The 25353-nt window shown below is 55.4% G+C and carries 23 protein-coding genes; 6 read left to right on the top strand and 17 right to left on the bottom strand.

What is annotated here, in order from left to right:
- Positions 1 to 174: 174 nt before the first annotated feature.
- Positions 175 to 1176: a bile acid:sodium symporter family protein gene (locus ACZ889_RS16225; protein WP_108078430.1), complete on the bottom strand. Its 1002-nt coding sequence runs from the start codon at positions 1174 to 1176 to the stop codon at positions 175 to 177.
- Positions 1177 to 1283: 107 nt separating this feature from the next.
- Here ACZ889_RS16225 and ampC point away from each other — a divergent pair, with 107 nt between their 5' ends.
- On the top strand, positions 1284 to 2426 hold the full coding sequence (ampC, locus tag ACZ889_RS16220; protein WP_004577472.1) for a class C beta-lactamase: 1143 nt from the start codon (positions 1284 to 1286) through the stop codon (positions 2424 to 2426).
- Positions 2427 to 2726: 300 nt separating this feature from the next.
- On the top strand, positions 2727 to 3059 hold the full coding sequence (locus tag ACZ889_RS16215; protein WP_003253895.1) for a hypothetical protein: 333 nt from the start codon (positions 2727 to 2729) through the stop codon (positions 3057 to 3059).
- A 46-nt stretch (positions 3060 to 3105) separates the two neighbouring features.
- On the opposite strand, the gene ACZ889_RS16210 is transcribed toward ACZ889_RS16215, so the two are convergent.
- From ACZ889_RS16210 to ACZ889_RS16185, 6 genes are all read right to left on the bottom strand, one after another.
- Positions 3106 to 3417, bottom strand: a complete 312-nt coding sequence (locus ACZ889_RS16210) for a hypothetical protein (protein ID WP_476257565.1) — start codon at positions 3415 to 3417, stop codon at positions 3106 to 3108.
- Positions 3418 to 3558: 141 nt separating this feature from the next.
- The gene (locus ACZ889_RS16205; protein ID WP_003253897.1) at positions 3559 to 3747 is read right to left on the bottom strand and encodes a hypothetical protein; all 189 of its coding nucleotides are present in this window, start codon (positions 3745 to 3747) and stop codon (positions 3559 to 3561) included.
- Positions 3748 to 3885: 138 nt separating this feature from the next.
- Positions 3886 to 4206, bottom strand: a complete 321-nt coding sequence (locus ACZ889_RS16200; protein ID WP_003258990.1) for a YbjQ family protein — start codon at positions 4204 to 4206, stop codon at positions 3886 to 3888.
- A gap of 70 nt (positions 4207 to 4276) precedes the next feature.
- Positions 4277 to 5161 carry an EamA family transporter gene (locus ACZ889_RS16195; RefSeq protein ID WP_003253899.1) on the bottom strand — a complete coding sequence of 295 codons (885 nt, stop codon included), beginning with the start codon at positions 5159 to 5161 and terminating at the stop codon, positions 4277 to 4279.
- Between the two features lie 162 nt (positions 5162 to 5323).
- The gene (locus ACZ889_RS16190; RefSeq protein ID WP_180688196.1) at positions 5324 to 6079 is read right to left on the bottom strand and encodes a class II aldolase/adducin family protein; all 756 of its coding nucleotides are present in this window, start codon (positions 6077 to 6079) and stop codon (positions 5324 to 5326) included.
- Positions 6080 to 6101: 22 nt separating this feature from the next.
- On the bottom strand, positions 6102 to 7145 hold the full coding sequence (locus tag ACZ889_RS16185) for an ABC transporter substrate-binding protein (protein WP_017147666.1): 1044 nt from the start codon (positions 7143 to 7145) through the stop codon (positions 6102 to 6104).
- Positions 7146 to 7318: 173 nt separating this feature from the next.
- Between ACZ889_RS16185 and ACZ889_RS16180 the strand changes: the two genes are divergently transcribed.
- The 3 genes from ACZ889_RS16180 to ACZ889_RS16170 all read left to right on the top strand — a co-directional run bounded on the left by ACZ889_RS16180 (position 7319) and on the right by ACZ889_RS16170 (position 11193).
- Positions 7319 to 9271 (top strand): oxidoreductase, encoded by a 1953-nt coding sequence (locus tag ACZ889_RS16180; protein ID WP_476257564.1) that lies wholly within the window; start codon positions 7319 to 7321, stop codon positions 9269 to 9271.
- 39 nt (positions 9272 to 9310) lie between these two features.
- Positions 9311 to 9910, top strand: a complete 600-nt coding sequence (locus ACZ889_RS16175; RefSeq protein WP_104961855.1) for a helix-turn-helix domain-containing protein — start codon at positions 9311 to 9313, stop codon at positions 9908 to 9910.
- An 80-nt stretch (positions 9911 to 9990) separates the two neighbouring features.
- Positions 9991 to 11193 carry an NAD(P)/FAD-dependent oxidoreductase gene (locus tag ACZ889_RS16170; protein WP_476257563.1) on the top strand — a complete coding sequence of 401 codons (1203 nt, stop codon included), beginning with the start codon at positions 9991 to 9993 and terminating at the stop codon, positions 11191 to 11193.
- Between the two features lie 68 nt (positions 11194 to 11261).
- Here ACZ889_RS16170 and ACZ889_RS16165 read toward each other — a convergent pair whose 3' ends face one another.
- Entirely contained in the window at positions 11262 to 11873 is a 612-nt protein-coding gene (locus ACZ889_RS16165; protein ID WP_180688199.1) for an FMN-dependent NADH-azoreductase, read from the bottom strand.
- 481 nt (positions 11874 to 12354) lie between these two features.
- Here ACZ889_RS16165 and ACZ889_RS16160 point away from each other — a divergent pair, with 481 nt between their 5' ends.
- On the top strand, positions 12355 to 13290 hold the full coding sequence (locus ACZ889_RS16160; RefSeq protein ID WP_128573822.1) for a hypothetical protein: 936 nt from the start codon (positions 12355 to 12357) through the stop codon (positions 13288 to 13290).
- A gap of 144 nt (positions 13291 to 13434) precedes the next feature.
- Here ACZ889_RS16160 and ACZ889_RS16155 read toward each other — a convergent pair whose 3' ends face one another.
- The 9 genes from ACZ889_RS16155 to ACZ889_RS16115 all read right to left on the bottom strand — a co-directional run bounded on the left by ACZ889_RS16155 (position 13435) and on the right by ACZ889_RS16115 (position 25296).
- Positions 13435 to 13869 (bottom strand): Mov34/MPN/PAD-1 family protein, encoded by a 435-nt coding sequence (locus ACZ889_RS16155; protein WP_128573939.1) that lies wholly within the window; start codon positions 13867 to 13869, stop codon positions 13435 to 13437.
- A gap of 53 nt (positions 13870 to 13922) precedes the next feature.
- Complete coding sequence (locus ACZ889_RS16150) at positions 13923 to 15548, bottom strand: ThiF family adenylyltransferase (RefSeq protein WP_014861423.1); 1626 nt, start codon at positions 15546 to 15548, stop codon at positions 13923 to 13925.
- Positions 15549 to 15552: 4 nt separating this feature from the next.
- Positions 15553 to 16701 carry a CBASS cGAMP synthase gene (locus ACZ889_RS16145; RefSeq protein WP_476257562.1) on the bottom strand — a complete coding sequence of 383 codons (1149 nt, stop codon included), beginning with the start codon at positions 16699 to 16701 and terminating at the stop codon, positions 15553 to 15555.
- Entirely contained in the window at positions 16702 to 17706 is a 1005-nt protein-coding gene (locus ACZ889_RS16140) for a CBASS cGAMP-activated phospholipase (RefSeq protein WP_128573820.1), read from the bottom strand.
- A gap of 374 nt (positions 17707 to 18080) precedes the next feature.
- Positions 18081 to 18728: a site-specific integrase gene (locus ACZ889_RS16135; RefSeq protein ID WP_128573818.1), complete on the bottom strand. Its 648-nt coding sequence runs from the start codon at positions 18726 to 18728 to the stop codon at positions 18081 to 18083.
- A gap of 88 nt (positions 18729 to 18816) precedes the next feature.
- The gene (locus tag ACZ889_RS16130; protein WP_476257561.1) at positions 18817 to 19962 is read right to left on the bottom strand and encodes a tyrosine-type recombinase/integrase; all 1146 of its coding nucleotides are present in this window, start codon (positions 19960 to 19962) and stop codon (positions 18817 to 18819) included.
- Positions 19963 to 20222: 260 nt separating this feature from the next.
- A complete protein-coding gene (locus tag ACZ889_RS16125) occupies positions 20223 to 20759 on the bottom strand; it encodes a hypothetical protein (protein WP_135007193.1) in 537 nt (178 codons plus the stop codon).
- Positions 20749 to 23067 carry a hypothetical protein gene (locus ACZ889_RS16120; protein ID WP_476257560.1) on the bottom strand — a complete coding sequence of 773 codons (2319 nt, stop codon included), beginning with the start codon at positions 23065 to 23067 and terminating at the stop codon, positions 20749 to 20751. Before ACZ889_RS16120 ends, ACZ889_RS16125 begins: the two co-directional genes overlap by 11 nt.
- Positions 23068 to 23079: 12 nt before the next feature.
- Positions 23080 to 25296 carry a hypothetical protein gene (locus ACZ889_RS16115; protein WP_476257559.1) on the bottom strand — a complete coding sequence of 739 codons (2217 nt, stop codon included), beginning with the start codon at positions 25294 to 25296 and terminating at the stop codon, positions 23080 to 23082.
- Positions 25297 to 25353 lie beyond the last annotated feature (57 nt).

Genomic DNA, 25353 nt, shown 5'->3' with positions numbered 1-25353 from the left:
GGGTTTACCCGCGAATACGGCGGCGGCTGCAACGGTGAACGGCGGGTGGAAATTGGCCAGCAGGCACGGCCTCTTCGCGGCCATCAACCATTTAATACGACCAAGCTTTTCAGCGCTGAGCACCGCAGAAAAGCTTGACCGCCAACAGTGTATCTAATCGGAACGCAAAGGCGCTCACGACACCGCCGAAGCCTCCACCTCCTGCTCGCGGCTGGCATAACGCTGCGCCAGCACAGCACACACCATCAGCTGTATCTGGTGGAACAGCATCAGCGGCAAGATCATCGCGCCAATGCCACTGCCCACGAACAACACCTGGGCCATGGGCACCCCCGTGGCCAGGCTTTTCTTGGAACCGGCAAACAGGATGGTGATGCGATCCTCAAGGTCGAAGCCCAGCGCCTTGCCAAGCATGCGTGTGCCAAACAGCACCACTGCCAGCAGAATTGCGCACACTACGAACAACCCCGCCAGGTGCTGCGGCGATACGGTGTGCCACAGCCCGGTAACCACGGCCTCACTGAAGGCGGTGTACACCACCAGCAGGATCGAACCCTGGTCCACCACCTTGAGCCAGCGCGCATTGTGCTTGACCCAGGCACCGATCCAGCGTCGCGCGACCTGCCCGGCAACGAACGGCACCAGCAGCTGCAACGTGATCTTCAACACCGCATCCAGGCCGGAACCTGTATCACCACTGGCACCCAGCAGCAACATCACCAGCAACGGGGTGAGGAAGATACCCAGCAGGCTGGAGGCCGCCGCGCTGCAGATGGCGGCCGGCACGTTACCGCGGGCCAGCGAGGTAAAGGCAATGGCCGACTGCACGGTTGCAGGCAAGGCACACAGGTACAGGATGCCTAGGTAAAGCTCGTTACCCACCAGCGGTACGAACAGGGGTTTGAACGCCAGGCCCAGCAATGGGAACAATACGAAAGTACAGGAGAACACCAGTAGGTGCAGGCGCCAGTGCCCGGCACCGGCAATGATGGCTTCACGGGACAGTTTGGCGCCATGCAGGAAGAACAACAGGCCGATGGCCAGGTTGGTCAGCCAGCCGAAATACACCGCGCCATCGCCCGCGCAAGGCAGCACGGTGGCGATGAGTACTACACCGAGCAAGGCCAAGGTGAAATTGTCAAATAACATGCGCAAATACTTCATCACTGTATCCATCTTGTCATGGTGGCTGGGCAGACGATAAGGTCTTTGGCTCTCCGTCGCTAACGCCGGAACCCCGAGCGGTATCGCTCAACGGACACGTTCCACAAAAAGGACTCACCATGCTCCGCCCACGTCTGGCTGCACTTGCAGCCGCCATTACCCTTGCCTTGGGCCATGCCAGCGTCCAGGCCGACGACCAGTTACAGGCCAAGGTCGACCAGATCATCCGCCCGCTCATGCAGGAACAAGGCATCACCGGCATGGCTGTGGCCATCTATGCACGCGACCACGCGCATTACTTCAGTTACGGTGTGGCCAGCAAGGCCGACAACGTACCGGTCAGCCGCGATACGCTGTTCGAAATCGGTTCGCTGAGCAAGACCTACACTGCCACCCTGGCCGCGCTTGCCAGCGCCGAGGGCAAGCTTGACCTCGAGGCCCCGGCCAAGCGCTATCACCCGGCACTGGCCGGCGTCCCCATCGGCGACGCGACGGTGCTGGAACTGGGCGCTTATAGCGCCGACTGCCTGCCACTGCAGTTCCCCGACACCGTGCAAACACCGCAGCAGGTAGTCGATTTCTTCCGCCACTGGCAACCTCGCGCCAAACCCGGCACCCAGCGCTGCTACTCCAACCCCAGCCTGGGGTTGTTCGGTGACCTGGCTGCCCGTGCGCAGCATGAACCGTTTTCCACGCTGATGAGTGAAGGCCTGCTGACGAAGATGGGCCTGAAAAATACTTACCTTCAGGTTCCGGCCAGCGCCCAGGGGCTTTATGCCCAAGGGTATGACGCCGACGACAAGCCGGTGCGTGTAGGGCCCGGCCCCTACGCCGATGAGGCCTACGGCATCAAAACCAGCGCCAGCGACCTGCTGCGCTATGTGCGGTTGCACATGCAGCCGCAGGGCCTGCCACCGGCCCTGGTGAAAGCCACCGCCATTACCCAGCAGGGCTATTTCCAGGTTGGCGGCATGACGCAAGGCCTGGGCTGGGAACGCTACCCCTACCCGGTCACGCTGAGCACACTGATCGATGGCAACAGCCCACGGCTGATCCGCGAACCGCAGGCCACCACTCGCTTGCAGCCGGCCCTGCCCGCGCTACCGGCAGCCTGGTACAACAAGACCGGCGCCACCAACGGCTTCGGCGCGTACGCCGCGTTCGTGCCGGCAGAACAGCTGGCAGTCGTGCTGCTGGCCAATCGGAATTACCCCAACCAGGCGCGGGTGCAAGCCGCCTTCGACATCCTTTCCGGCTTATAACGCTCGCGTTGATTGTCGGACAAAACGACAGAATGTAGTGAGCAAAAATATTCACTACAAAATGGTTGACGCCGTTCATCGCGCTTGGGCATGATGAAGCCGTCTCCCCGATCGGGAGCGGTGGCAAGGGTGTTCCAGACGGCCTGCGCGGTAACGCAGGCCGTCCGTGGAGAGGGAAACTGTCCAAAAGGCAGCGTGAGAAAGCCCCTGTTGCGATGCTGCTGTAGCAGCCTTGGTAGTGCGCTACACCGTGATAGCGCCAACTGTGAAAATCACCTATGAATGGGTAATGGGGGCTTTATGATGAACTTGAACAACAATCCGACTATCGACCAATTGGCCCAGCTGTTCGCCGTGCGCAAGGACAGCCTTGACGACCATTTGCTGTGGGTTAGCCAAACCGGTGAAGTGCGCCTCGACCGCCTGCCACCGAACACCGTCGAAGATGAATTTGAAGAGCACCTTCCCAGCATGCGTGCCCGCTTCAAGGTCTACCGCCGTGGCCAAGGCTACGTCGGCAAGAAAGCCGCCGCCGACACCGAATTCGTTGGCCGCGTGCTGCAGACCCTGCAACAAGAATGGCCCGCTGCCCGTGAGCAGCAGGCAGTCAAGGTGATCGAACCGCTAAATTGAGGGTTCGCACCCTTACCAGAGCCCGGCCCGCATAGGCCGGGCTTTTTCATGCCTGGCGCCGCTGCAGACGGGTTTCCGGCAAAGGCAAGGCGCCTGTTGCCATCGCCCGGGCGCGGTCGACACCCCACACCAGCGCACGGGTCATGGTCTCGCCCGGCAGCGCAGGGTAATACTCTTCCAGCAACGCCCGCCCGTCCCCGGCGTACAACCCCAGAAACAGCTGCGTCGTCCCCAGGCGCGACAAGCGCACCTGCACGTCCAGTGTGGTGCCGTCGCTGAGTGCTTCGTCGTGGCAGCGGCTGTGCAACTGTGCGTCGGCCCACTGCCAATAGGTTTCTTCCCTGACTCGCATGAGCATTCAATCCTCCGTTGCTGGAATGCCGCGTCAGAAAACCACAGGCCGGGCCATCCGGCGAGCGCTACCGGGCAATACCATGAGGCGGATCAACGAATGGCAATAAAAACCCCGCCGTTGGGCGGGGTGTGTGCAGACGCGGGATCACTTCTTGAGCGGTACCCGCGGCATGAAGCGGCCTTTTTTGCTGCGCTGCAAATGTGCAGGCTGGAGCTGTTCGGAATCATCCAGCGTCATGTGGGCGAAACCCAGGCGAAATGCCGCCTGGCCGCAACGCACCTGGCTGTTGATCGGGAACGCATCGTTCAGGTCTTCGAAAAAGGATTCGCTCATGCCCTGTCTCCCTCCAGTGGCGGTCGCGTCGGCAACCAGACAAGTTGCCCAGGAAACGCGGCCTGTGAAAGTGAGACTAGCTGGTCATTTGCGGACCGACCGGACAAGAACCCTGCAGCCGACCAATGGCAAAAGGCTTTACTTCAGACGTACTGCCGTGCCGGTGGCAAATACCACGACCATGCCGCCCTGTACCGACGGCATGCTGATCTCAAAATCCACCCCCACTACCGCATCGGCTTGCAACTGTCGTGCCCGGGCCTTGAGTTCTTCAGTGGCCTGCTCCCGGGCCTCGCGCAGCGCGCTTTCCAGGGTTTGCGAACGGCCACCGAAGAAGTCGCGAAACCGTGCAAAGAAATCGCGCACGAAGTTGATGCCCTGCACCGATTCGGAACTGACCACGCCCAGGTATTCGGCAATCGGGCGGCCTTCGAGCTGGCTGGTGGTGGAAATGATCATGGATGCGCTCCGTTGGCCTGGCAGAAAGAGGCCGATTCTAACAGAGCGCAGGTCGGCGGATTTAAGCGCTTTACGCGTTGGCAGCCCGCAAACGCTGACCGATGCGCGCACCGAATACATTCACCAGCAGGCCGGCCATCACCAACAATGCGCCCCAGCCCTGCGTAGCGGTCAGGCGCTCTCCCAGCAGCAACGCCGACGAACTCAGGCCAATCACCGGTACCAGCAGCGAGAACGGCGCCACTTTGCCTGCCGGGTGACGCGACAGCAACTTGCTCCACAGGCTGTAGCCGAGCATGGTGGCCACAAAGGCCAAATACGCCAGGGCCAGCACCGAACTCCAACTGATATTGGCCAAGGCATGGCCAATGCGCTCGGGGCCTTCCAGCCACCAGGACAGTGCCAGGAATGGCAGTGGCGGGATCAGCCCACCCCAGATCACCAACGCGACCAGATCGACCGAGCCGAACCGCCGGGTAATGATGTTGCCCAGGCCCCACATCGCACCGCCACACAGGGTCAGCACCAACGCCAGCATGGGCACATGGCCGCCGTCTTCGCTGCCGATCAGTGCCAAGCCGCCGGCCGCTACCAGCAGCCCCAGCACGCTGGCCAGGCGCAGCCGCTCACCGAGAAACAACGCCGCAAAACCGAGGGTGAAGAAGGCTTGCGACTGCAGGATCAACGAAGCCAACCCTGGCGGCATGCCGCTGTACATGGCCTGAAACAGGAACGCGAACTGGCCCAGTGAAATGGTCGCACCGTAAGCGATCAGCCAGCGCCACGGCAGTTTTGGCCGCCTGACCAGCAAGATCGCCGGGAACGCCACCAGCAAGAAACGCAATGCCCCCAGCAACATCGGTGGCAGCCCGTCGAGGCCAACCTTGATGACCACAAAGTTGACGCCCCAGGCGACAATCACCACCAGGGCGATAAGCAGGTCCTTGAGTGGCATTGCGACTTCCTTCTGCAGGCATTTTAGACATATTTCGTTACAGCATAACGGTATTCCTTGAGAAGGGACCAGCACAGTTGAAACCAATGGTTGCACTACAGTGACTGTTCCGTCTGCCCGCTGTCGTTTGGACGACTAACTGCCAAATCAGCAAGCACAGGTTCAATCCTGATAACCAGGCGCCACCTTTTCCAACATTCGCAACAACGCCGCCCACGCCAATTGCAGCGCATCCGGGTCGGTCAGTTCCCCCTGCTTCAACCCTCTCTCCGGCGCGTTGAACTGCCGTTCGGTACGCACGCACACGTCGGTCGTCGGCAATATCAGTTGCCCAGCACTTTGCGCCGCCAACTGGATCTCGCAAGCCTTCTCCAGGTAGTACATGCGCAAGAAGGCTTCAGCCACACTGCGCCCCGTGGTCAACAGGCCATGGTTGCGCAGCATCATCACTGGCTTGTTGCCCAGGTCGGCCACCAGCCGTTGCTGTTCATCCATGTCCAGCGCGACGCCCTCGTAGGCGTGGTAAGCCACATTGCCGTAAAACTCCATGGACATCTGGTTGACCGGCAGCAGGCCACATTCCAGTGCGGCCACCGCGCAACCTGCGCGGGTGTGGGTGTGCAGCACGCACTGGGCATCCTCGCGGGCAGCGTGAATGGCACTGTGAATGACGAACCCGGCCGGGTTGACCGGGTGACGGGCAGCCCCCACCGGCCGCCCCTGCAGGTCGATCTTCACCAGGCTGGACGCTGTGATCTCCTCGAAGAGCAGGCCATACGGGTTGATCAGGAAATGGTGCTCCGGCCCAGGCAGGCGCAGGGAGATATGCGTGAAGATGAGGTCGCTCATGCGAAAGTGCGCGATCAGCCGGTAGCAGGCAGCCAGCTCCCGACGCAGGCTTAGTTCCGTTGAAGTCATCTTGTTGCCCCTTTACTGAATGCTATTTGCTGGCCCAGGCGTTGAAGCGTTGCTCCAGTTCTTCGCCATGATCGACCCAGAATTCCACGTTCATGGCCAGCGCCCCTTGAAGGTTCTGTGGCGAAGTGGGTACCCAGTTGGCCAGCGCCGGGTCAAGCCTGGCCGCGGCTTGGGTATTGGTTGGCCCATAGGGGATCTGCTGTACATACCGCACCTGGGTATCCGGCTGATTGGCATAGGCAATCAGCCGCTTGGCCTGGTCGACATGCCGCGAGCCTTTGATGATCGCCCAGTAGTCCATACCGTACAGGCTGCCAGGCCATACCACGGCCAACGGGCTGCCCTGCTGCGCCGCCACCGCAATTCGTCCGCTGTAGGTGGAGGTCATCACCACGTCACCGGCTGCCAGCCATTGCGCGGGTTGAGCGCCGGCGTCCCACCACTGGATATGGGGTTTGAGTTCACTGAGTTTGGCGAAGGCCCGCTCGACACCTGCCGGCGTGGACAATACCCGGTATACGTCCTCGACCTTGACCCCGTCAGCCAACAGCGCGAATTCCAGGTTGTACACCGCACGTTTGCGCAGGCCGCGCTTGCCAGGGTACTTGTCGACGTCCCAGAAGTCGGCCCACGACGCCGGCGCCTGGGCCAGCTTGCTGCGGTCGTAGGCAATAGCCACGCTCCAGACCAGCGCGGCCGACCCACAATCCTGTGCGGCTGCCGGGATCAGTTCGGCGGCATGGCCCAGGCGCTGCCAGTCCAGGTGCTCGTAGATCCCCTCGTCGCAGCCGCGCATCAAGTCAGGGCCTTCGATCTGCACCACATCCCAATCGACGTTGCCGGTGTCTGCCATGACCTGGATCCGCGCCATTTCACCGTTGTATTCACTCTGGATCAGCTGGCTGCCGTCCTGGGCAATGAAGGGCTTGAAAATCGCCTCATCCTGGGCCTTCTGGCCCGCGCCGCCATAACCGACCACAACCATCTGCTGCGCAGCTTGCGCAGTGCCCAGGCCAAGGGCCAGCAAGGCTGCACAAAGGCCGGTCACACGTGGATATAGCTGCATCGTAGTTTCCTCCTGGCGGTGCCCGACGGGCCCGTTTTCTTGTTGTTTTGAGGTCACACCCTCGCCATGCGAGTGAGGAAAACCTAGACAGACACCAGTAAAAAAACAAGTTGATTTTTTACTATCGCTACACTTTGATAGAAAAATAACAACATCGTACCGGAGCCGCCTGTATGCAGACCGCCTTCCCACACTTGTTCGAGCCCTTGCAGATCCGCGGCAAACGTTTGAAAAACCGCATCATGTCCACCGGGCACGACACCTGCCTGCCCACCGAAAACCTGGTCAACGACAAACTGATCGCCTACCAGCGCGACCGCGCTGCCGGCGGCGTTGGCCTGATCGTGCTGCAGGTCGCCGGGGTGCACGACAGTGCCCGCTACACCTCGCATGTGCTAATGGCCACGGACGATGCCTGCATCGATGGCTACCGGCAGCTTGCCGAGGCCTGCCACGCGCACGGCACCGTGGTGCTGTCGCAACTGTTTCACCCTGGGCGGGAGATCATGGAATCGGCAGACGGCCTGTTGGCGGTAGCCTACTCGGCCTCTGCGGTGCCCAATGAGCGCTTCCGGGTGATGCCACGGGCGCTGGACCAGGCAATGATCGACGAAATCGTCCAGGGCTATGCCGGCGCCGCACGCCGCCTGCACCAGGCCGGCCTGGATGGCGTCGAGGTGGTGGCCAGCCATGGCTACCTGCCCGCGCAGTTTCTCAACCCCCGGGTGAACCTACGCAGTGATGGCTACAACGGTGACCTGGATCAGCGCCTGAGGTTCTTGCGCGAAGTGCTGGCCGCGGTGCGCGCCGCCACCGATGAGCAGTTCATCATTGGCCTGCGCATCAGCGCTGACGAGCGCGACAGCCAGGGCCTGAGTGAAGACGAGTCACTGGCTGCTGCCGTGGCCTTGCAGGGCCAACTCGACTACCTGCATATCGTCGCCGGTACCTCGGCCTCGCTGGGTGGCGCGGTCCATATCGTGCCGCCGATGGCCATCGAACCGGCGTACCTGGCCCGCGAGGCTGGCACCTTCAAGCAACAGCTGGCTATCCCCCTGTTCGTCACCGGGCGCATCAACCAGCCCCAGGAAGCCGAGCTGATCCTGGCCCGCGGCCAGGCTGATGTGTGCGGCATGACCCGGGCGCTGATCTGCGATCCGTCGATGCCAGACAAGACCGAACGCGGCCAGGTCGAAGACGTGCGCGCCTGCATCGCCTGCAACCAGGCATGCATCGGCCATTTCCATCGTGGTTTGCCCATTTCCTGCATCCAGCGCCCGGAAACCGGGCGTGAGTTGCAGTACGGGCACCTCACGCCCACTTCCTCGCCCAAGCGCATAATGGTCGCCGGCGGCGGGCCTGCCGGCATGAAGGCCGCCGCCGTGGCCGCCGCGCGCGGGCACCAGGTCACGCTGTACGAGGCGGGCCCGCAGCTCGGTGGGCAGGTGCTGCTGGCCCAGCTACTGCCACGGCGTAGCGAGTTCGGGGGTGCCAGCACCAACCTTCAACGGGAAATGGCCCTGGCAGGCGTAGAAGTGGTGCGCAACACCCGGGTCGACCGTGCGCTGGTCGAACGTGAGCGCCCTGATCTGGTCATTGCTGCTACCGGCGCCACCCCCTACTGGCCGGCGTTCGAGCGTACCGGCGAGCTTCAGGTAGTGGACGCCTGGCAAGTGCTGCGCAATGAGGTGAAACCGGGGCGTTCGGTGCTGGTGATCGACTGGCGCTGTGACTGGATCGGCCCCGGTATCGCCGAACGCCTGGTGCGCGAAGGTCATCAGGTCCAGTTGGCGGTCAACGGCACTCATTGCGGCGAGAGCCTGCCGCTTTATGTACGTGACCAACTGGCCGGCGAGCTGCATCGCCTGGGTATCCCTGTCACCCCATACGCACGCCTGTATGGCAGCGACGACAACACGGTGTATTTGCAGCACACCGCCAGCGGCGATCCGATGATCTTCGAAGGCATCGACACCCTGGTGCTGTGCATGGGGCATCAACCGCAAGACCGCCTGGCCACTGAACTGGCAGGTGTGGTGGACGTACGGCGGATTGGCGACTGCCTGGCGCCGCGCACAGCCGAAGAAGCGATTCACGATGGCCTGACGGTTGCCTGGGCACTCTGAGGCTGTACATACTGCGGCTTTTGCGATGGACCGACGCGCATGAGCCAACCCTCCCAGCCCACCGCCAGCGAACCCGGGGGCGCCGCGCCGCAGTTCCTCGGCACCCGCATCCGCGGCCTGCGCAAGCGCCGCGGCATGACCCTGGCGGAGCTGGCCGCACACAGTGAACTGACCGCAGGCTACATCAGCCAGCTGGAGCGCAACCTCTCCTACCCGTCGATCCCGGCGCTGTTCAATATCGCCCGCAGCCTGGGCGTGACCATCCAGTGGTTCTTCGCCAGCGAAGCCACCACCGCGCCCGAAGACCAAGGCTATGTGGTGCGGCGCAACAGCCGCCTGAGCGTGCATTACGAAGATGGCATCGTCGATCAACTGCTCACCCCCCAGCCCAACCGCCAGCTGGAGATGCTGCACTCACGTTTCCCGCCAGGTACCTACAGCCAGCAAAGCTACAGCCACGACGGCGAAGAAGCCGGTTACCTGCTCAGCGGCACGTTTGAGCTGTGGGTAGGCGAGCGGCATTTCCAGCTGAGTGAAGGCGACAGCTTCAGCTTCTCGAGCCAGGAACCCCACCGCTACGGCAACCCCGGTGAAGTGGATGCCGTGGTGATCTGGGTGATCACGCCGCCAACATTCTGAAGCACTCCAGCAAGCACTGGTAACACCGTTGACCGGCAATACGGTCTACCTTGTCCACCGAACTTCAAAGGAGCACAACCATGAAGCAGATCCTGATCATTGGTGCGGGCTTTGCCGGCCTGTGGAGCGCACTCAGCGCCATCCGCCAGCTTGACCTCAACGGCAGCAAGGGCGTCGAGGTCACCTTGCTCGCCCCCCAGGCTGAACTGCATGTGCGTCCGCGCTTCTACGAGCCAGACGTGCATACCCTGGCCGCACCCCTGCAGGCGCTGTTCGACGCTGTCAATGTCCGTTTCGTGCAGGGCACGGCATACCACATCGATGAAGCGGCCCGCCGCGTGGGCTATCGCACCCGCAGCGGCACTCGCTGCACCCTGCCCTATGACCGTCTGATCATGGCCTGCGGCAGTGAGCTTGAGCGCCCTGACATGGACGGCATCGAGCATGCCTTCGACGTCGACAAGCTCGACAGCGCCGCACGCCTGGAAACCCACCTGAAGTCACTGGCCAGCCTGCCGAACACGCCGGCACGCAATACCGTGGTGGTAGCCGGGGGCGGTTTTACCGGCATCGAGACGGCCACCGAACTGCCGGCCCGCTTGCGCGCGATACTGGGTGAAGACGCCGCGTTGCGCGTCGTGGTAATCGACCGCGGCGCCAGGATTGGCGCAGCCCTGGGTGACGGCATTCGCCCAGCCATCGAGCAGGCATGCGAGGCCCTGGGCGTGGAGTGGGTTTGCGGTGCCACAGTAGTTTCGGTAGACCCTGCCGGTGTGCAGCTGGACAACGGCCAGCGTATCGACGCCAGCACGGTGGTCTGGACGGTTGGCTTCAAGGCCAACCCGCTCACCGAACAGATCAGCGGCGAGCGCGACAACCGCGGCCGCTTGCATGTCGATGGCAACCTGAAGGTCAAGGGCAATGATGCCGTGTATGCAGCTGGAGACGTAGCTTACGCCACCTGTGACGAGCTTGGCAATCATGCCGTGATGTCGTGCCAACATGCGATTCCGCTGGGGCGCCATGCGGGCAACAATGCCGCTGCCGAGTTGCTTGGCGTAGCACCAATGGCTTACAGCCAGCCCAAGTACGTGACGTGCCTGGACCTGGGGGCCTGGGGCGCGGTGTACACCGAAGGATGGGACCGTGAGGTTTCGCCACCGGAGGACAAGGCCGAAGCCAAGGCGCTGAAGCGCCAGATCAATTCAGTGTGGATTTATCCGCCAGCGGCTGACCGTGCAGCAGCCTTGGCAGCCGCTGATCCGCTTATTCCGGTAGCCTGAACGCTTCTACGGGTTGGAGTGGCCTTGTCCCTCGACAGGGCCACGCTTGCAACCAACCGCTCCCTTGATCAGGCAGCCGCAAACAGCTCGTTGGCAATCTGCGCCTGTGCAGCATCGATCGCCTGGCTGCGCTGCTCCGGGCCATAGGCCAGGCCGTGGGCCCGGACGATTTCCAGGTCGGTAATACCAATGAAGCCCAGGAACACTTTCAGGAATTCTTCATGCCCGGCGCCAGTCGGCTGGCCAGCGTGCAGGCCACCCGCGGTGGATACCAGCACCACTTTCTTGTTGCCGCACAGGCCTTGCGGGCCGGCTTCGGTGTAGCTGAAGGTCTTGCCGGCGACGGCCACACGGTCAATCCAGGCTTTTAGCTGGGTCGGCACGGTGAAGTTGTACATTGGCGCGCCAATCACCACGGCATCGGCAGCCAGAAACTCTTCGAGCGTCTCGGCGCTCAGCTTGGCTTCGAAAGCCTGGGCTGCGTCGCGTACGTCTTCAGGGGTGCCTGCAGCGACCAGGGTGGCGGCGGAGAAGTGGGCAATGGCATCGGCAGCCAGGTCGCGGTAAACCACCTCAACGCTTGGGTCTGCAGCCTTCCAGGCTTCGACCACTTCGCGGCTCAGCTGACGCGAGGCGGAATTGTCGCCCAGGATGCTCGAATCGATGTGCAACAGTTTCATGGGACTCTCCTGTGAGTGAAGACCGCATCTGTGGGCGATCACGATGGGGAGAATCCTATCGAAGTGATCAATAGCTGATAAGTCAGCAAAAATGCGTTAGTTTGTCCCACAGATGGAACAGTGAGACATGCCCATGCAAGACCTCAACGTTTTGTGGGGAATACCAGTTTAGGGGGTGGAAAAGGTCAAAATGCTCTGCCCTTCTCTTCCCTAGAGACCTCAAAGGCAGTAGACGTCCAAGCACGTTCCGAGGCTCTTACCTCAGCATGGTGAGACGTTCTCGAAAGCCTTCCATCACCTCAACCATAAGCTCGGACGTTAAGGCGCATGACAGCTGAAAGCGTGAGCGGGAGGACCACAAGCGTCAGATGCATCGCGGTAAGAAGCCGCGGGCTGGCTAAAGAAAGCTTGACTGGTGTAGCTTGCAGCGATAGATCATTCACTCACATCTCACCTACCACGCAGAAAGGATGCTGTGTCCATGCTCGAAACGGTTTACAACCTCTACTATTTCATTGACGAGCATGACCGCGCTCTCTGGCTTGGACACATCTGCTATGAGATAGAAGGTACTGAGGAGGAAAAAGAAGCTTTCCTCCTAGAAGCTGCCGAGCGAGATTATAAAAGCGCGAAGCTCACCCGAGCCCCTCTTGGCATGACGCGTGATTCATATAATGCCCTGGCTCGAATAGGGAAGACTCTTACCTTATTTTATTATCTCTTCAAAGAACATGAGGCCGATGATCCTCTCGCGATTGTGACTATTATCGCGAATGGAGTTCCTGCAATTAACTATCGGACGTCGTTTAAGCCTACAGACATGGCGGATGTTAACGAGCGTCTAGGTGGAATTGGGGAGATGGACGATTGGCTTGTGGAGTACAGCAAAACGGGCACTTTCGATTTTGCAGAGCTAGTGAACGACGACTACCTGAAGGCCTACAAGCTACTTTTTAATAATCGGCACTATACCTCTGCGACCAAGCTCTTTCTTTCATGCATAGACAGCTTGGCCTACGTTGAGTTCGGGGATGACGGCAGGGGAAAAGGAAAAAGACCGGTATTTTGTAGATGGTTGGATACCTATGTTGACCTAGAGCCAGTTGGAGTCACTGCCGAGGAGCTATGGGAGCTACGGAACGGGCTACTTCACATGTCTAATCTACATTCAACCCAGGTTCAGAAGAAAGCTGTAAGACGTATATCAATTTCAATAGGGGATACCCCTGCTGATAGAGGCAACCCCTACGATACCACGCACTATTTCAACCTCATTACGCTCTACAACCAGGTTGCGGTCGGGATTGGTGCTTGGTGCGAGACATACATCGACAATCACGATAAGTTTCTGCTATTCGTTGAGCGATGGGATCGCACAGTTTCGGACGCTAGGCTGACCAAGTATTATCCAGACTAAATCCTAGGTAGCCATGAGAGTAGGGACCGTAAGCTGCCGGTCGTGGATGACTGCCTACGCTTCTTGGCCATCCTTTCGATTGTTCAGATCGCCTGCAAGTGACTGGTCAGACCGAATGCCAATGGTGCTCAGCATCGATGAAAATCATTGGCCAAGTGCAGGGTAATTTCCCGGCAGTGCTTGGTAAACGAGGGCTTTTCCTGTAGCAGCGGTGCTTTGGATATAGATCCCCTTCCGGCCCACGATCAACCCAATCACCGGTCGACCATCCGTGCGCTTCGCTGCCGAGATCTTCCACTCTCTTAAATCAATGCCGGACGGTGATGGATAGTCCTCTGGGTGCGTGTGCCACTCACCGATGTAGCGAATGATCCCGCTGCTCTCTCGCCAAAGCTGGTCCGCTACCTCCGTATGCCCTTCCGAGCCTCGATCAAAGCTGTACCGGGTCCTTCTGTCTGTAGGAAACGGTGGGGTCGCATGGACAACCTGAGTATGCGGTCCATGCACAGTTCCGAGAAGGATGCCGCCGCTTTCAGGATCCGAGGCATTCCTCTGCACATACTCGTGAACCAGCGTCATTACGTCAGGCAAAAGGTGGATCAAACAGCGGCCTTCGTGGGCGGACCAATCTGTCATTTGCAGCAAGCCGGGCACCTCTCTGCTTTCAAAACGTCGCAGTCAGGGGTATCTAGCTCATACCCTGAATCTGTAATTTTGGTCCGCAACGAGGGACTTTCTCTTTTATTAACCCACGCCAGAGCCATCTCAGCACCGAGTGCCGCGGCCTGGAGAGACACCGTTGCAGGGAACGGTACATACAAGCCTTCGCACCCGTGCCCTGCCCGCAATGCCGGCATTAGGCCCTTCACCGTAGGCAAACCTCCTGCTCTCTGGTGATTGCACAGGCATCGGTAACAACCACTTGGCCCTGGCTGCTTCATCAAGCCCCGGACAGCCACGCCAGGGCCTTCGATCCATATCGAAAGCATAGGTACCTGATTGGCGTAGCGTGCCGCCAACCAATGCCCGAGCGACTCATCACCTGTGGCATCAATCAACAAATCAACTGCCCCGAGATGAGCACGCCGGGCGTCCACATCCAGGGCACGAACTGCCACTGACGGATTATCGAACTGAAGCGTTAATCGCATCCCGAATGCTTTGTTCAAAAATAGGTGCCCCATTCCAAGGCGGTGTCGGCCGAGGTTCTGAGGCCCAAGTACTTCGTTGTCAACGATAGTCAGTTCCCCACCACCAGTGCCCGCCCCTGCTTTGGCCAAAGCATCGATCAGGTAACCACCGATCGTTCCACAACCTACGACAGCAATGCTCTTGCCAGCCAGTGTTTGCAGAGCCGGAATGTTGCGCTGAGCGATGTATTCGCTATCCAGGCGCAAGACATGTAGTCGAGAGATTTTGTAGCTGTAGAGGCGCTGGGTTCCGCGAGCGAGTGCTAACTTTTCGTCAGGAAGTACTGATTGATCAAAATGTACATGGATGCCGTACCGCATATTCGGCGATTTGATGATGATCAGAGCATCCCGCTTCGTCAGGCGGGAGGCTTCGCCAAGCCGCTGTTCTACCTTCTTTGCACAGCGTCCGTCCAGCTGCCGTTGCCACTCCAAAAAATCTGCCACCGTTTTGGGTGGCCAGTCTTTCTGACTCGGCCTTGGCTCGACTTGGGTTTTCACGATGTACGCTGGAATTCGCTCACGTTTCGCTTCGAAGCCCATTACATCCAGCTTCAGAGAAGTGGCCCTAAGGTCATCAGATATGACGGGAAACCGTTCCCCGGTGCGTCCGAGCAGGCAAAAGCCTGGCACCTCACCGAGGATGGGCTTCTGAACATCGAAAATGCACTGGCCCGCGTACCAGTGGACAAAAAATTCTTCCGTTAAATCTTCTACCATCTCCTTCCGGAGAACCTTGCCCAACACACTCTGCGCCTCGTCAACACACCGCAGGGTTTGGCCAACGGGGTCAAAAAAATCCAGAACGACTGTATTTTTTGTCAGGTAGCAGATGCTTCCATTTCCTCCGATATGAGGTGCGATGGGGAGTAACGCATCAGGAACGCTAAGCAGGCGAACGCGTGGCAGTTCATAAAATTCTGGATCAACGACCAGCTCACAGTCGTGCTCACCTTCACTGGTGTTCAGATACCCCAGAAAGGACAGCCACCTTTGCGCGTCACGCCCGACGTAACGAAAACCTCGCGTTTCAAGCGCTTCAATGACTGCCTCGTTTTGCGAGCCCATCGACCTAACCTGCCTTGGAAGTACCGACGAGTTCGCTGGGTGCTGCTTCGGCTGGAATAGCAGCGATTGTCGACGCGACTGTAACAACCCTTACAAGGTCGGTGCGCTGAGGGAATCGAGGGCCGAACATCTTGCGAAGCCACACGCACGCGGATGCTGGGTCAGATGCATTCACTGCTCCGTTCAGATTCATCTCAAGCTTCTCAAATTGTTCTGCGGCTTCCTCCAGTTCTTCAGCGCTGAGTCGCTGAGTTAGGCTTTCAGACTCATCGACTGGATTACTGACACCTTTACGCAATGCATCAGGAAGCCCTTTGAGCACCTCCAGAAGCGCCAAATCGTCCCTACCCTTCACTTTCGTGAACAGCGGCGTTGCAGCAGCCATTAACAAGATTGAGGATGGCCCGCCCGCCTCCCACTGCCAATCACGGTAGGCTTTGAGGTATCGCACAATCCTCCGGAGTTGCTCACCCCTGTCTTGTACCTGGTCTACGAACCAGTTCTTCACCGGCCGCGGGTCTGAGCTAACCCAGTCATCCCTCCTGTGAGCGAGCATCACCTGGTCGGTAGGAAGATCAGCCCAAGACGCTGCCCCTCGCGCGTTGAATGCTTCATCGAAACTGACATACCCACTGCGTGTTGCAGCCTTGGCCAAGGTGACGAATTCCTCGTCCGGAATTGAGTAGAGCGGAATATCGATGTGCGCAGTGTTTGAAATCTGGATTCGGATGCAGGTGTCCTTGTCCCGAATCAGCTTCCAGCCCAGTGCCTGGTTTTCCCGCACCAGATCCCCAAGCGCAGTTTCCGCAGCTGTGAAAAAGATTGCACTTGCAACGCTTGGTCTCCTGGTACCCTTCAAAAAGCTGATTGGCAAGTAAGCGCCGTCATCGCAATCACTTTGTTGCGGGGGGATATGTGCTGGCGAGTTCAGCGTCTTGTAGGCCCAAGAACCCTGCGTGAAGAAGCGTGGTTTTGGAACTTCCCCCTCGTACCCCATTGTCTTTAGGACCCGGGGAACACCTGTGCGCAGGCAGTTGCGCACGTCCTCCTTGGATGCGGTGATGTAAGCTCGCTCGACGTCGGTAAGCTCCAATGCGTTCAACAGGCAGTCGTCTGTCGTTTCGGTGTAGAACAGCTTAGAAAGGTCGAGCATTTACACCCCCTCCGAGTTTTTGTTGGGGCCATGGAAGAAAATGGGACGTGCTGGGACGTGAGTACGGAAGGGTGCGAAGCGCGGATCTCCAAGTGCGCGCTGCGCGGCACTGGCACCACGATCACTAAGCGTATGGGTAGAGGCTGCGGTCACTTCATCAAGTGACTTCACATCAAGGCTTTGCTGGGGAGTGACCTGGTCGTCAATTTTGAAGTACCGCTCTCCTATCGACTGCGTGAGCATATAGTCGACAGACGATTCCTGAGCCGAGATCACCAGATCGAAAAGACTCCCACCCCAACCAAGAATGCCTCGATCTAGGCTGGTTTTACCGCTAATCGTTGCCCCGATGGTCATGGTTCCGATAGCCAAAACTCGCACAATGGCCTGTGGGTCTTTGTCTAGGAAGGTGCGTATCTCGTGCAGCCCAAACAAGCCGGGCGCGTTGCCCACCAGACCGCCATCTACAAAGACACCTCGGGGGTTGCGAACAGATGGGAAATAGACCGGCGCGGCCGAAGTTGCCAGAGCTACGTCGACGATGCTGAGACGGTGATCAAGCTCGAAGGTTGGGTGATGGGGGGTCTTGAAGAACTGGCCCCGCCCGGTGGTGAAATTAACGGATGGGATGAGCACGCGATGTCTCAAATCACCAATGGTAGCTGCACCAAATCGCTGCTCCAGGACCGACCTAAGACCGTCATTGGAATGCTTGGCCTTGAAGTACATCCCCACCCGTCGACGCCACCAACTGCGGGCGCCGAAAATCTGCTTCCCCTGATCTTCGAATAACGACTTCAGCTCGGGGGCAGGGATCTCGCTAGCTAAGCCTAGCGCGAGCAGGCCGCCTGCCGACGTACCGCAGATCAAATCGAAGTGCGAGGCGATCGGTCGACCCAGGGCCTGCTCCACCTCTGCAAGGATGGTGGCCGTGTATAGACCCCGATAACCTCCCCCAGACAATGCCAATACGTGATACGTACGCGGTCCAGTCCCATCTGACATGCATCAACCTCCCGTCCCTAGCGGCATAATAGTAGCCAAACCCGATAAGCACTACATCTAGTGCCTAATATGAGAAAGACACACCATATAGAGAATACGCTACGTTTTTTTGACAGGTCAACACCCTATCGCACACGCAGAGTCAATTTACCACCGCCGGATTAACGTCGGCTTACTCCCCTAACCTCTCAATAGGCCGCAGGGAAGACAGATGTGTCTAGCGCAATGTCCCTGACTGCCGCCAGTACCAAACCGAGGTCTTCGCAAAACCTGGGATCCAGGGGAGGACAGAGTCCACCGTTCCAAGAGCAAAAGGCGCCGGCGGGCCGTGGGTTGGCCCGTGGCGCTCCCGCTTTGAGCAATGAGTAAGATGCTCAATCTTTAGGTCGTCGAGAGCTTACTTCATCCAATTTCAAGTAACACTTCAAGAAATCGTCTCTGGTGTGTCCTAACATCGACTGAAAGTAGACTATGAATGCTTTGGACTTGGCTTTACAGATTTTAAGAAGGAGCCTATTACGAATCATCCGAGTCGTCACAGGCACCGCTAAGCCCGCCGCCTCACTGAGATGTTGCATGATCCCACGAAGTGATCCTTTAGTAAGATTCTCACCTGTCGTAGTGTTGATAAAGAGATACCCACAATCGTCAACTTCGAAATTTTTGATGCAGGCAGCACGACTCGTATGAATATAGTCTACCCATGGGGCGACAATATTTTTAGGCACAGGCACAACCTTTTTATAAGAGGCGGCTACATCTCCATTATCACCCTCCAGACTCCCCTTCGATATTTTTGAGCAGCGCAATGGGAGCATAACCATATCCCCCTCACCAGCAACGTGAAATGCAATCAAGACACACGCTGTAGTTAAATTGCGGGCCTCATCCAACCGGGCGCCGGTATGCTCGAATACCCCAAGCAAAATTTTGTTTCGGTCCTGCATCTCCTTAGTGCCAAATGACGCTGCTGCCTCGTAGAGCTTACCAAGCGTGACGTCGTCAATCGTATTGATTTCCATATTAGATCCTCAAGAATCGCTATTAATAGGTCACAACCACGCGAGCATCAGAGATACACTTAGCCTCCTGGTCGGTTAAAGGCAATAATTACGGATTAGAAGGTGCGTCCACGTTAGACGTGTAAATCGCCGACTTCCAAGCCTCACTGAACAGGCTGCCTAATCCAGTCTCAATGGTTCGCCGAAATTCTTTCTTGTATTCCGTTTCTGTGAGTTCCCCCTTATCCAGTTTTTCTTTTACGCCATTGAGAACACGGCTTACTGCGCGAAAGGCTTCGGCCTGCTGAGCGTGCTCCACTATTGGGCCTAAGTCAGAAAGCTCATTACAAGCGAGATGGATGTACCTCTCTAATGAGTCTATTCTGGCATGACCGGTCCACTGCTTAAGTTTCTCGTAAAACCCACTGAAATCTGCTAATGCCCTCTTAAAATTGTCTTGATTCTCAAAATCAAACTCAAGCATGATCGATTTCAGTTTATTTGTAATAAACCTATGCCGAAACATGTGAGGATGCGTTCTTTCTGGAATCCCCGCTGAGGCACGCAGCTCTTGAAAAACCTTAGTGATAGTCGTACTACTCAGCCGCCTACCAGTTTTGATATTAATGAAAAGATAGCCATCATCTATAACACCCTTCTCAAGAATACATACAAGACGAGTCGAGTTAACATAGTCCATCCATTGTTGAATATAGACTCTTGGCACCGGGATGTAGCGAAAATGTACTCTTCCCCGCTTGAGGGTGGGGAGTCTGACTTTAGGCGACGGTTCCCCCTTCTCCAGTGCTGTGATCAGATCCGCAACTAGAAGACTATTACATTCCTCTCTACGCCCTCCCGTATGCTCAAACACAGAAAGAAGGATGTTATTCCTTTGCTGAAGCTCATAAGACCCAACCGAGTCGGCAGCACTGTACATCTTCTTCAGCGATATATCTCCAACGGGGTGCCGGTGATTATCTGGCCTAGGATTTGGAAGATGAAAATGATACCAACGAAGACGACCCGCTCCCTTTTTCTTGAATGCTGGAACTTGATGCTTCTGGTAACCTCTGATTGCACCTTCGGGAGAGACGAAGTCTGGCCTGTGATGAAATACCCCCATGTAATTAAGAAAATCAAGACAAGTAGATCCGATCGCCCGGATTCTATTAGGGTCACGAAGCGGGCTTCCATCTGGATTTCTGCCAACATTGAGTCCATCAATAAAATTCATAAAACGCGAATCACTCATTTGCATAGCGCAAATACGATTTCTATGCATGTATCTCATGAGAGGTGTCAGGTCCGCAGCTATTTGCGCATAGGTACCACCCCTGTCGCCGACTAAGGAATAATTACGATCAAGGAGAAGCGAGGCCAAATAAGCGTTGAACTCAAAGCAGTAACCCCCATCAGGAAAGTATAGTACCGGGAAGCCAGTGGCGTTGTTGAATAGCGGAGGCTCATTTGGCGATGGGGCATGAGTTGCGAGCTTTGACCCTATACCAAGTTTTATGTAACATTGCTTTGCTCTGCCCATGATTTACTCAACCCACCTTCATAAATTATCTCGACCTGTCTCATCTCGCGAATCCACCATTTTTTCCGATCTCTAATACCATCATCAGTCGCAAGTTGCTGCGACATCAACCGCAATTTATAAACAACGATCTGCATCTGACAGAAGTCCCGCGACATGATTTTCAATCGCTCCTGAAGATGCGCTATCTCGGAAACGTAATCTCGTCGACTTTTTGAGGCTTTTACCGTTTTTTGGGTTGTTAGCTCTAAAATCCGAGCGCGAGCACTTATCCTCAACTTGTTTATACCATCAAAGCCTATTGCTAGATGCGACGCCGCACTTCTGAATGTACCCATCGCGCACCCACGAATACCCAGCTCCACATTGCTGTATTCTGCCAAGCTGTGTTGAGTAACTAATATCGACAACCACTCTCTGTCATGCATATACGACTGTGGAGAGTCATTGATGCTTCGTAATAGCTCATGCAATTTCAGCATCGATTTCCTAGAGCGATCACCGTGCATCTTGTACCTCCGAAATTTTCAAAACAAGATTAAACCGATTTTCTTGACTACCATCCTCCATGGTGACGGTAAAAAACTCTGGAGTGAGATCAATTGCGTGATCGTTCAGCATCTTCATCACTTTATCGTAACCTATCTGCTGATCGATCAGATCTGCCAAAGAAACACTAGAATTCTTCAAGCCCCTTTTGACTAACGGCTCGTAAGACCTATCAATTTCATTTAGTGATCGCACTACGAAATCTTCAGCAGAGTATTTCTCCATGATTTTCTGCTTAAGGAAGTCCAGCCCTTCGATGCTATCCTCTCCGTTAAACATAAAATCCACAATTACTTCAGCCTTTACAGAATCAAGAACCAGTCCAGGTGTAGTTTCAGAAATGTACGTATACACATGCTCAACGTCTGAGTGGCCAAGCCAATGACGAAGCGCCTCAATGTTTCCTTTTGATGAGTGATAGAAAGCCAAGGCAATAAATCTACGTAATTGGTGTTGGCGCAAATAATAACGCCTTTCAACACCATCAATCTCCACAGTCTGCATTTCGAAAAAATCGCAAGCCATATCCAAGGCCTGATTGAATGAAAAAATTTTAATAGAGCCTGCCGTTACCTTACGTTGATCCACCCATAACAACAATCTCGCCCTATCTGAAAGGACACCTGCCAGATTGCACTTGCGCCTAAACTCCATCAGATCCCAAATAAACTTGGCAAGCGGCTGGGTGATACCTACACTTAGGACTTGATGCTGGTTCCTAGTTCCAGTTTTCCTTGCGGAATAGCTCAAGCAGTAATTGATAGATGCATTGTTAGGCAGGTACGGATCGATGGGAGGATCCAGGCAGTACAACGGATCTAAATCCAGGATTTCTGACTGCCTCCGCAGCCCTAAACTACCGATTATAATAAGAAACGAGCCCATCATAACCTGATACAGATATAAGAAATATCGGTTACTACGTACCTCTCCATAAAAATCACTAACATACACGCTTCGGCGCTCTATGCACCACTCACTGACCCCGAGCGCATGAAGCGGCTCAGGGATCGATACACTGGAAAAAACCTCTTCGACTTGCCTCATCCTAGGACTCGAATCAAAATGATGATGCTTAACCGCAATCAACACAGCCAGCGTCGTTTCGAGAATCGCATGACGGTAATCAATAAAGAACTGAAAACTATTTCCAAGAGCGTGGAGCAGCACTGCATAGGGAATGGTGGCGAAGCGACCTCGATTTTTTTGATCCACCAGCTCCAGCAGATTTGCAGCGTTAATGGTCTCGAAGCCTTGAATCGACACACCTCTGATTCCATAGCAAGCTTCAATAACTGGAATTTTTTTTACAACCGAAACGTAGTTACGCAGTTGTTCGAGAGTGACACCAGGTTTTGGAACGCTTGTGACTGGCACGCCCGGATACTCTCTAGCGATGGAGTCATCAAGGTTCAGTTCCGGAATAACACGCGGCATCAACGAGACACCATAAAGAGTGTTTTTGTATTCAGCATTAATGAAAGTTCGAGGATTGAATCTCTTTCCTCCAGGGTACAAGTCGTACCAACCATTCAGAGCAATAACCGTGCGAACCTTTATAAGCTCGGCGTCGGTGAAGCCAAGGATCCTGTCCTCTGGTGAAGGAATATTTTTTATCAATGGGAATTTTTGACAGGCTTCGTCCACCTCCGCCTCTGAAACCTCATTTAGCTTCGATCGAAACCAGTTCGCTAATCTGACAGGGTATTCATAAAGATAATCGGCAATAGGAGTCGCCGTATTTTTAATGAGGAAATTCTTCAAAGAGGTTACTGAAACCATTCCTAATCCATTTTGGCCGATATCAAAATCCGCAGCATCATTCATTAGAATGTAATCAGCGACGTGCAGCCCCCTATTGAATTTCAACAATTCAAAATTTGGAGCCTTACGTGCCCCACCATTGAACCGAGGATGGATTTGAACAGCTAGAAAATACCTAATCCATGTGAGCGTCTCAATGTTTTCAGGATCTTTCAAGGAGCTTCCGTTTGCCAATCGCACATCAAAGTTTACTAGTCTTTTAACCGAATATTCATCAGCCTCACCGAAATAGCACGACCAAATAGGCGAGTAAAAGTTTGTACCATCAACCAGCCAATCTGGTGCATCTATATTATAATCGCCTGATACACCTTGTTGCACCAAGGCATTTAATGCCGAGAGACTGTCAGAGAATGGTAGTTTTAGAACCTCATCGAGCCGTTCTGCTAAGGACTTAGTATCCTGGGACTGTGGATCCCAGTTTGAATAATCAGAGTTCTTCATATAAAAGCTCGACTACCTATTCGCTGGTTGAGTCATGATCGGAGCAAGTACTTTTACGAGTGCTTCTGAGTGGCTTGCTGTTTTAAATATTGACAGCACCTCGTTAGAGTAAACGCGTATCTGGCCAGACTCATGAAGTCCCGAAGACATCTGTAAGAACTTTCCAGTTCTCCACCAATGCTTGCCTACCTCTGAGACCTCATGCCCGCTAGCTTGGAGTCGCTCAACAGCAGCTACACAAGACAGTAGGAAAGTGCAACGCTCTGGCGTAATCGGAAATACGACTTGGCTGTTGTCCCGTTTCTTAGTAACATTAATTTCAGGCAGCCCGTACGTACCCACCATTAAATAGTTTGGCAGCGGTTTGAGGTCATGATGCAGCAGAAAGTCTTGAAGGTCCTGTTCATTGCTCAGCCCCATCGCTTCATGAAGACAAGGTCGACCAACGACTGCCTTGTAGGTGATCGCCGTCTGAAAAATTCGGATCCATCTATTAAGGAAAAATCGAAGCAACTGTGCTGGCAAGTATTCTTCTAGGAGTTTTCTGTTCAGTGTTTTATGACCTAATGCATCGGCCATAGCCCTTAGACGTCCAGTTTCGAAGTAAACTTTCAAAGCTGCGGTGGTCCTCATGGTTTTGAGGGTCACCCTGTCAAAAAATTCTTTTCCATCTGATCTGTGCGTAAGCTTATTTAGCAGTACAGCCCTCAGGATCGATTGCGCGTAAGTCAAATCATTCAAGGGCGGAACGCTCTGCTTTTTGCGTCTTGGCTCACCGAACCCATTAGCTGTCAAAAATAGATATCGATAGTCATCATTACCCGTGCTAAGCAGGTAGTCTCGCGCCTGCTGGGTCAACATCAACACGTCATTAAGAAGAAGTCTTCCTTTTTCACTGAGATAGATTGGTTGCTGTGCGGATTTTGACCCTCTCCTAGGTTTAATGCTCACTGCAATTGTACCGTCTGATTGAAGACCTTTCAGGTTTCCGTGCTTATCGTAAAGCTCATAATTTATTAACCACGACGCCGTAATGGCTGGGTGCTCAGCAACCAATAGATAGAAGAACGGCAATAAAGTAGAGTTTGATAGCAGCGCTAGCTCAGGATCCATCGCCGAGCGCAAGGAATAAAGTGTTGATTTATTTTTTTGATCCGCGACATGGTAATTATATTCTTGCCAGGTCCGACACCGATTTTCCAGTTTCTCGCGTGTCTCAGTGCTATCATTCGGAGAGCAAACCTTTCCCTTCTCCGCAAGGTGAATCCTGTTCCAGTGCGCTTCTAAAATATTTTCCCTGGCTTCTTCACAGGCCTCCTTTACCAAATCAAGGTCAGTACATATTTGTTCATAGATCCGGCTCGCTGCTGCTTCGTCCTGTATTGAAAGTGGAATGGGTGTAAGCACGCCGAAAGTTCCAATCGCATCAAGCTCATCCTTCGGGACTGCCGACCTTGATACAGGACCACGTATTTTCCCCTTTGGAATAGGGTACAATGGCTCAGAGACTAGCTTTTCTCCGATGAAGAAAGCGTAGATTTCAACCCATACCCTCCTCCACTTGGTCTCAAATGATATATCAATGTTTTCCCCCGGGTGCTCCGCCTGGTATTGAACGAGCATAATTACTTTAACGCGCTCAAAAACTTGATTTACGCCCAATGGTGTCTGTAGGTGCTGTAAATCCTCGCCTTTCACCAATAGCCGCAGCATTGCATTCAATGTATCAATGATCAATGTACGCTTACGCTTTAAGGTCTGAGCATCCTGAGTTCTTCCGTAATTCTTGAGAGCTTTATGATAGAGCCGAGCCACCGCCAAACCATGAATCCGATGAAGCTCTCTTAGGTCCGCCCAGACCACTTCATCATCAAGGGTTTTAATTGGCCAACCCCGGTAGTACTCAAGAAGCGTTTCGTTACGGTTAAGACTAAGATAAGCCTGCCGAGCACCATCATCATTGGATAACAGCTTGATTAGCTTCTGGTAATCACATCCCGGGCAAATTGTTGCCATTATTTTGCATGCGAACTTAAATATTCTATTTAAATGGTGAAGCGGTCCATCCACTTCAATTAGCAAAAAGCCTCTGAACTCGATTGCCACGCTATAGAGGAATACTGGAAGATCCTTTACCCCCACGACGTTTAGAAAAGCACAAAATAGAGCCCAAGCAACCCTACAACCGGATTCGAGTGTCTGAGTCTGAAAAAGCATTGCATTCAGCATGCGATGCTCAAGCAAGCGCCCCTGCTCAGTGAGAGGGTATTTAGATATCTGGCCACT

This window comes from Pseudomonas sp. TE3895 (genome assembly GCF_056278855.1).
This window is presented reverse-complemented; position numbering and strand designations above follow the sequence as displayed.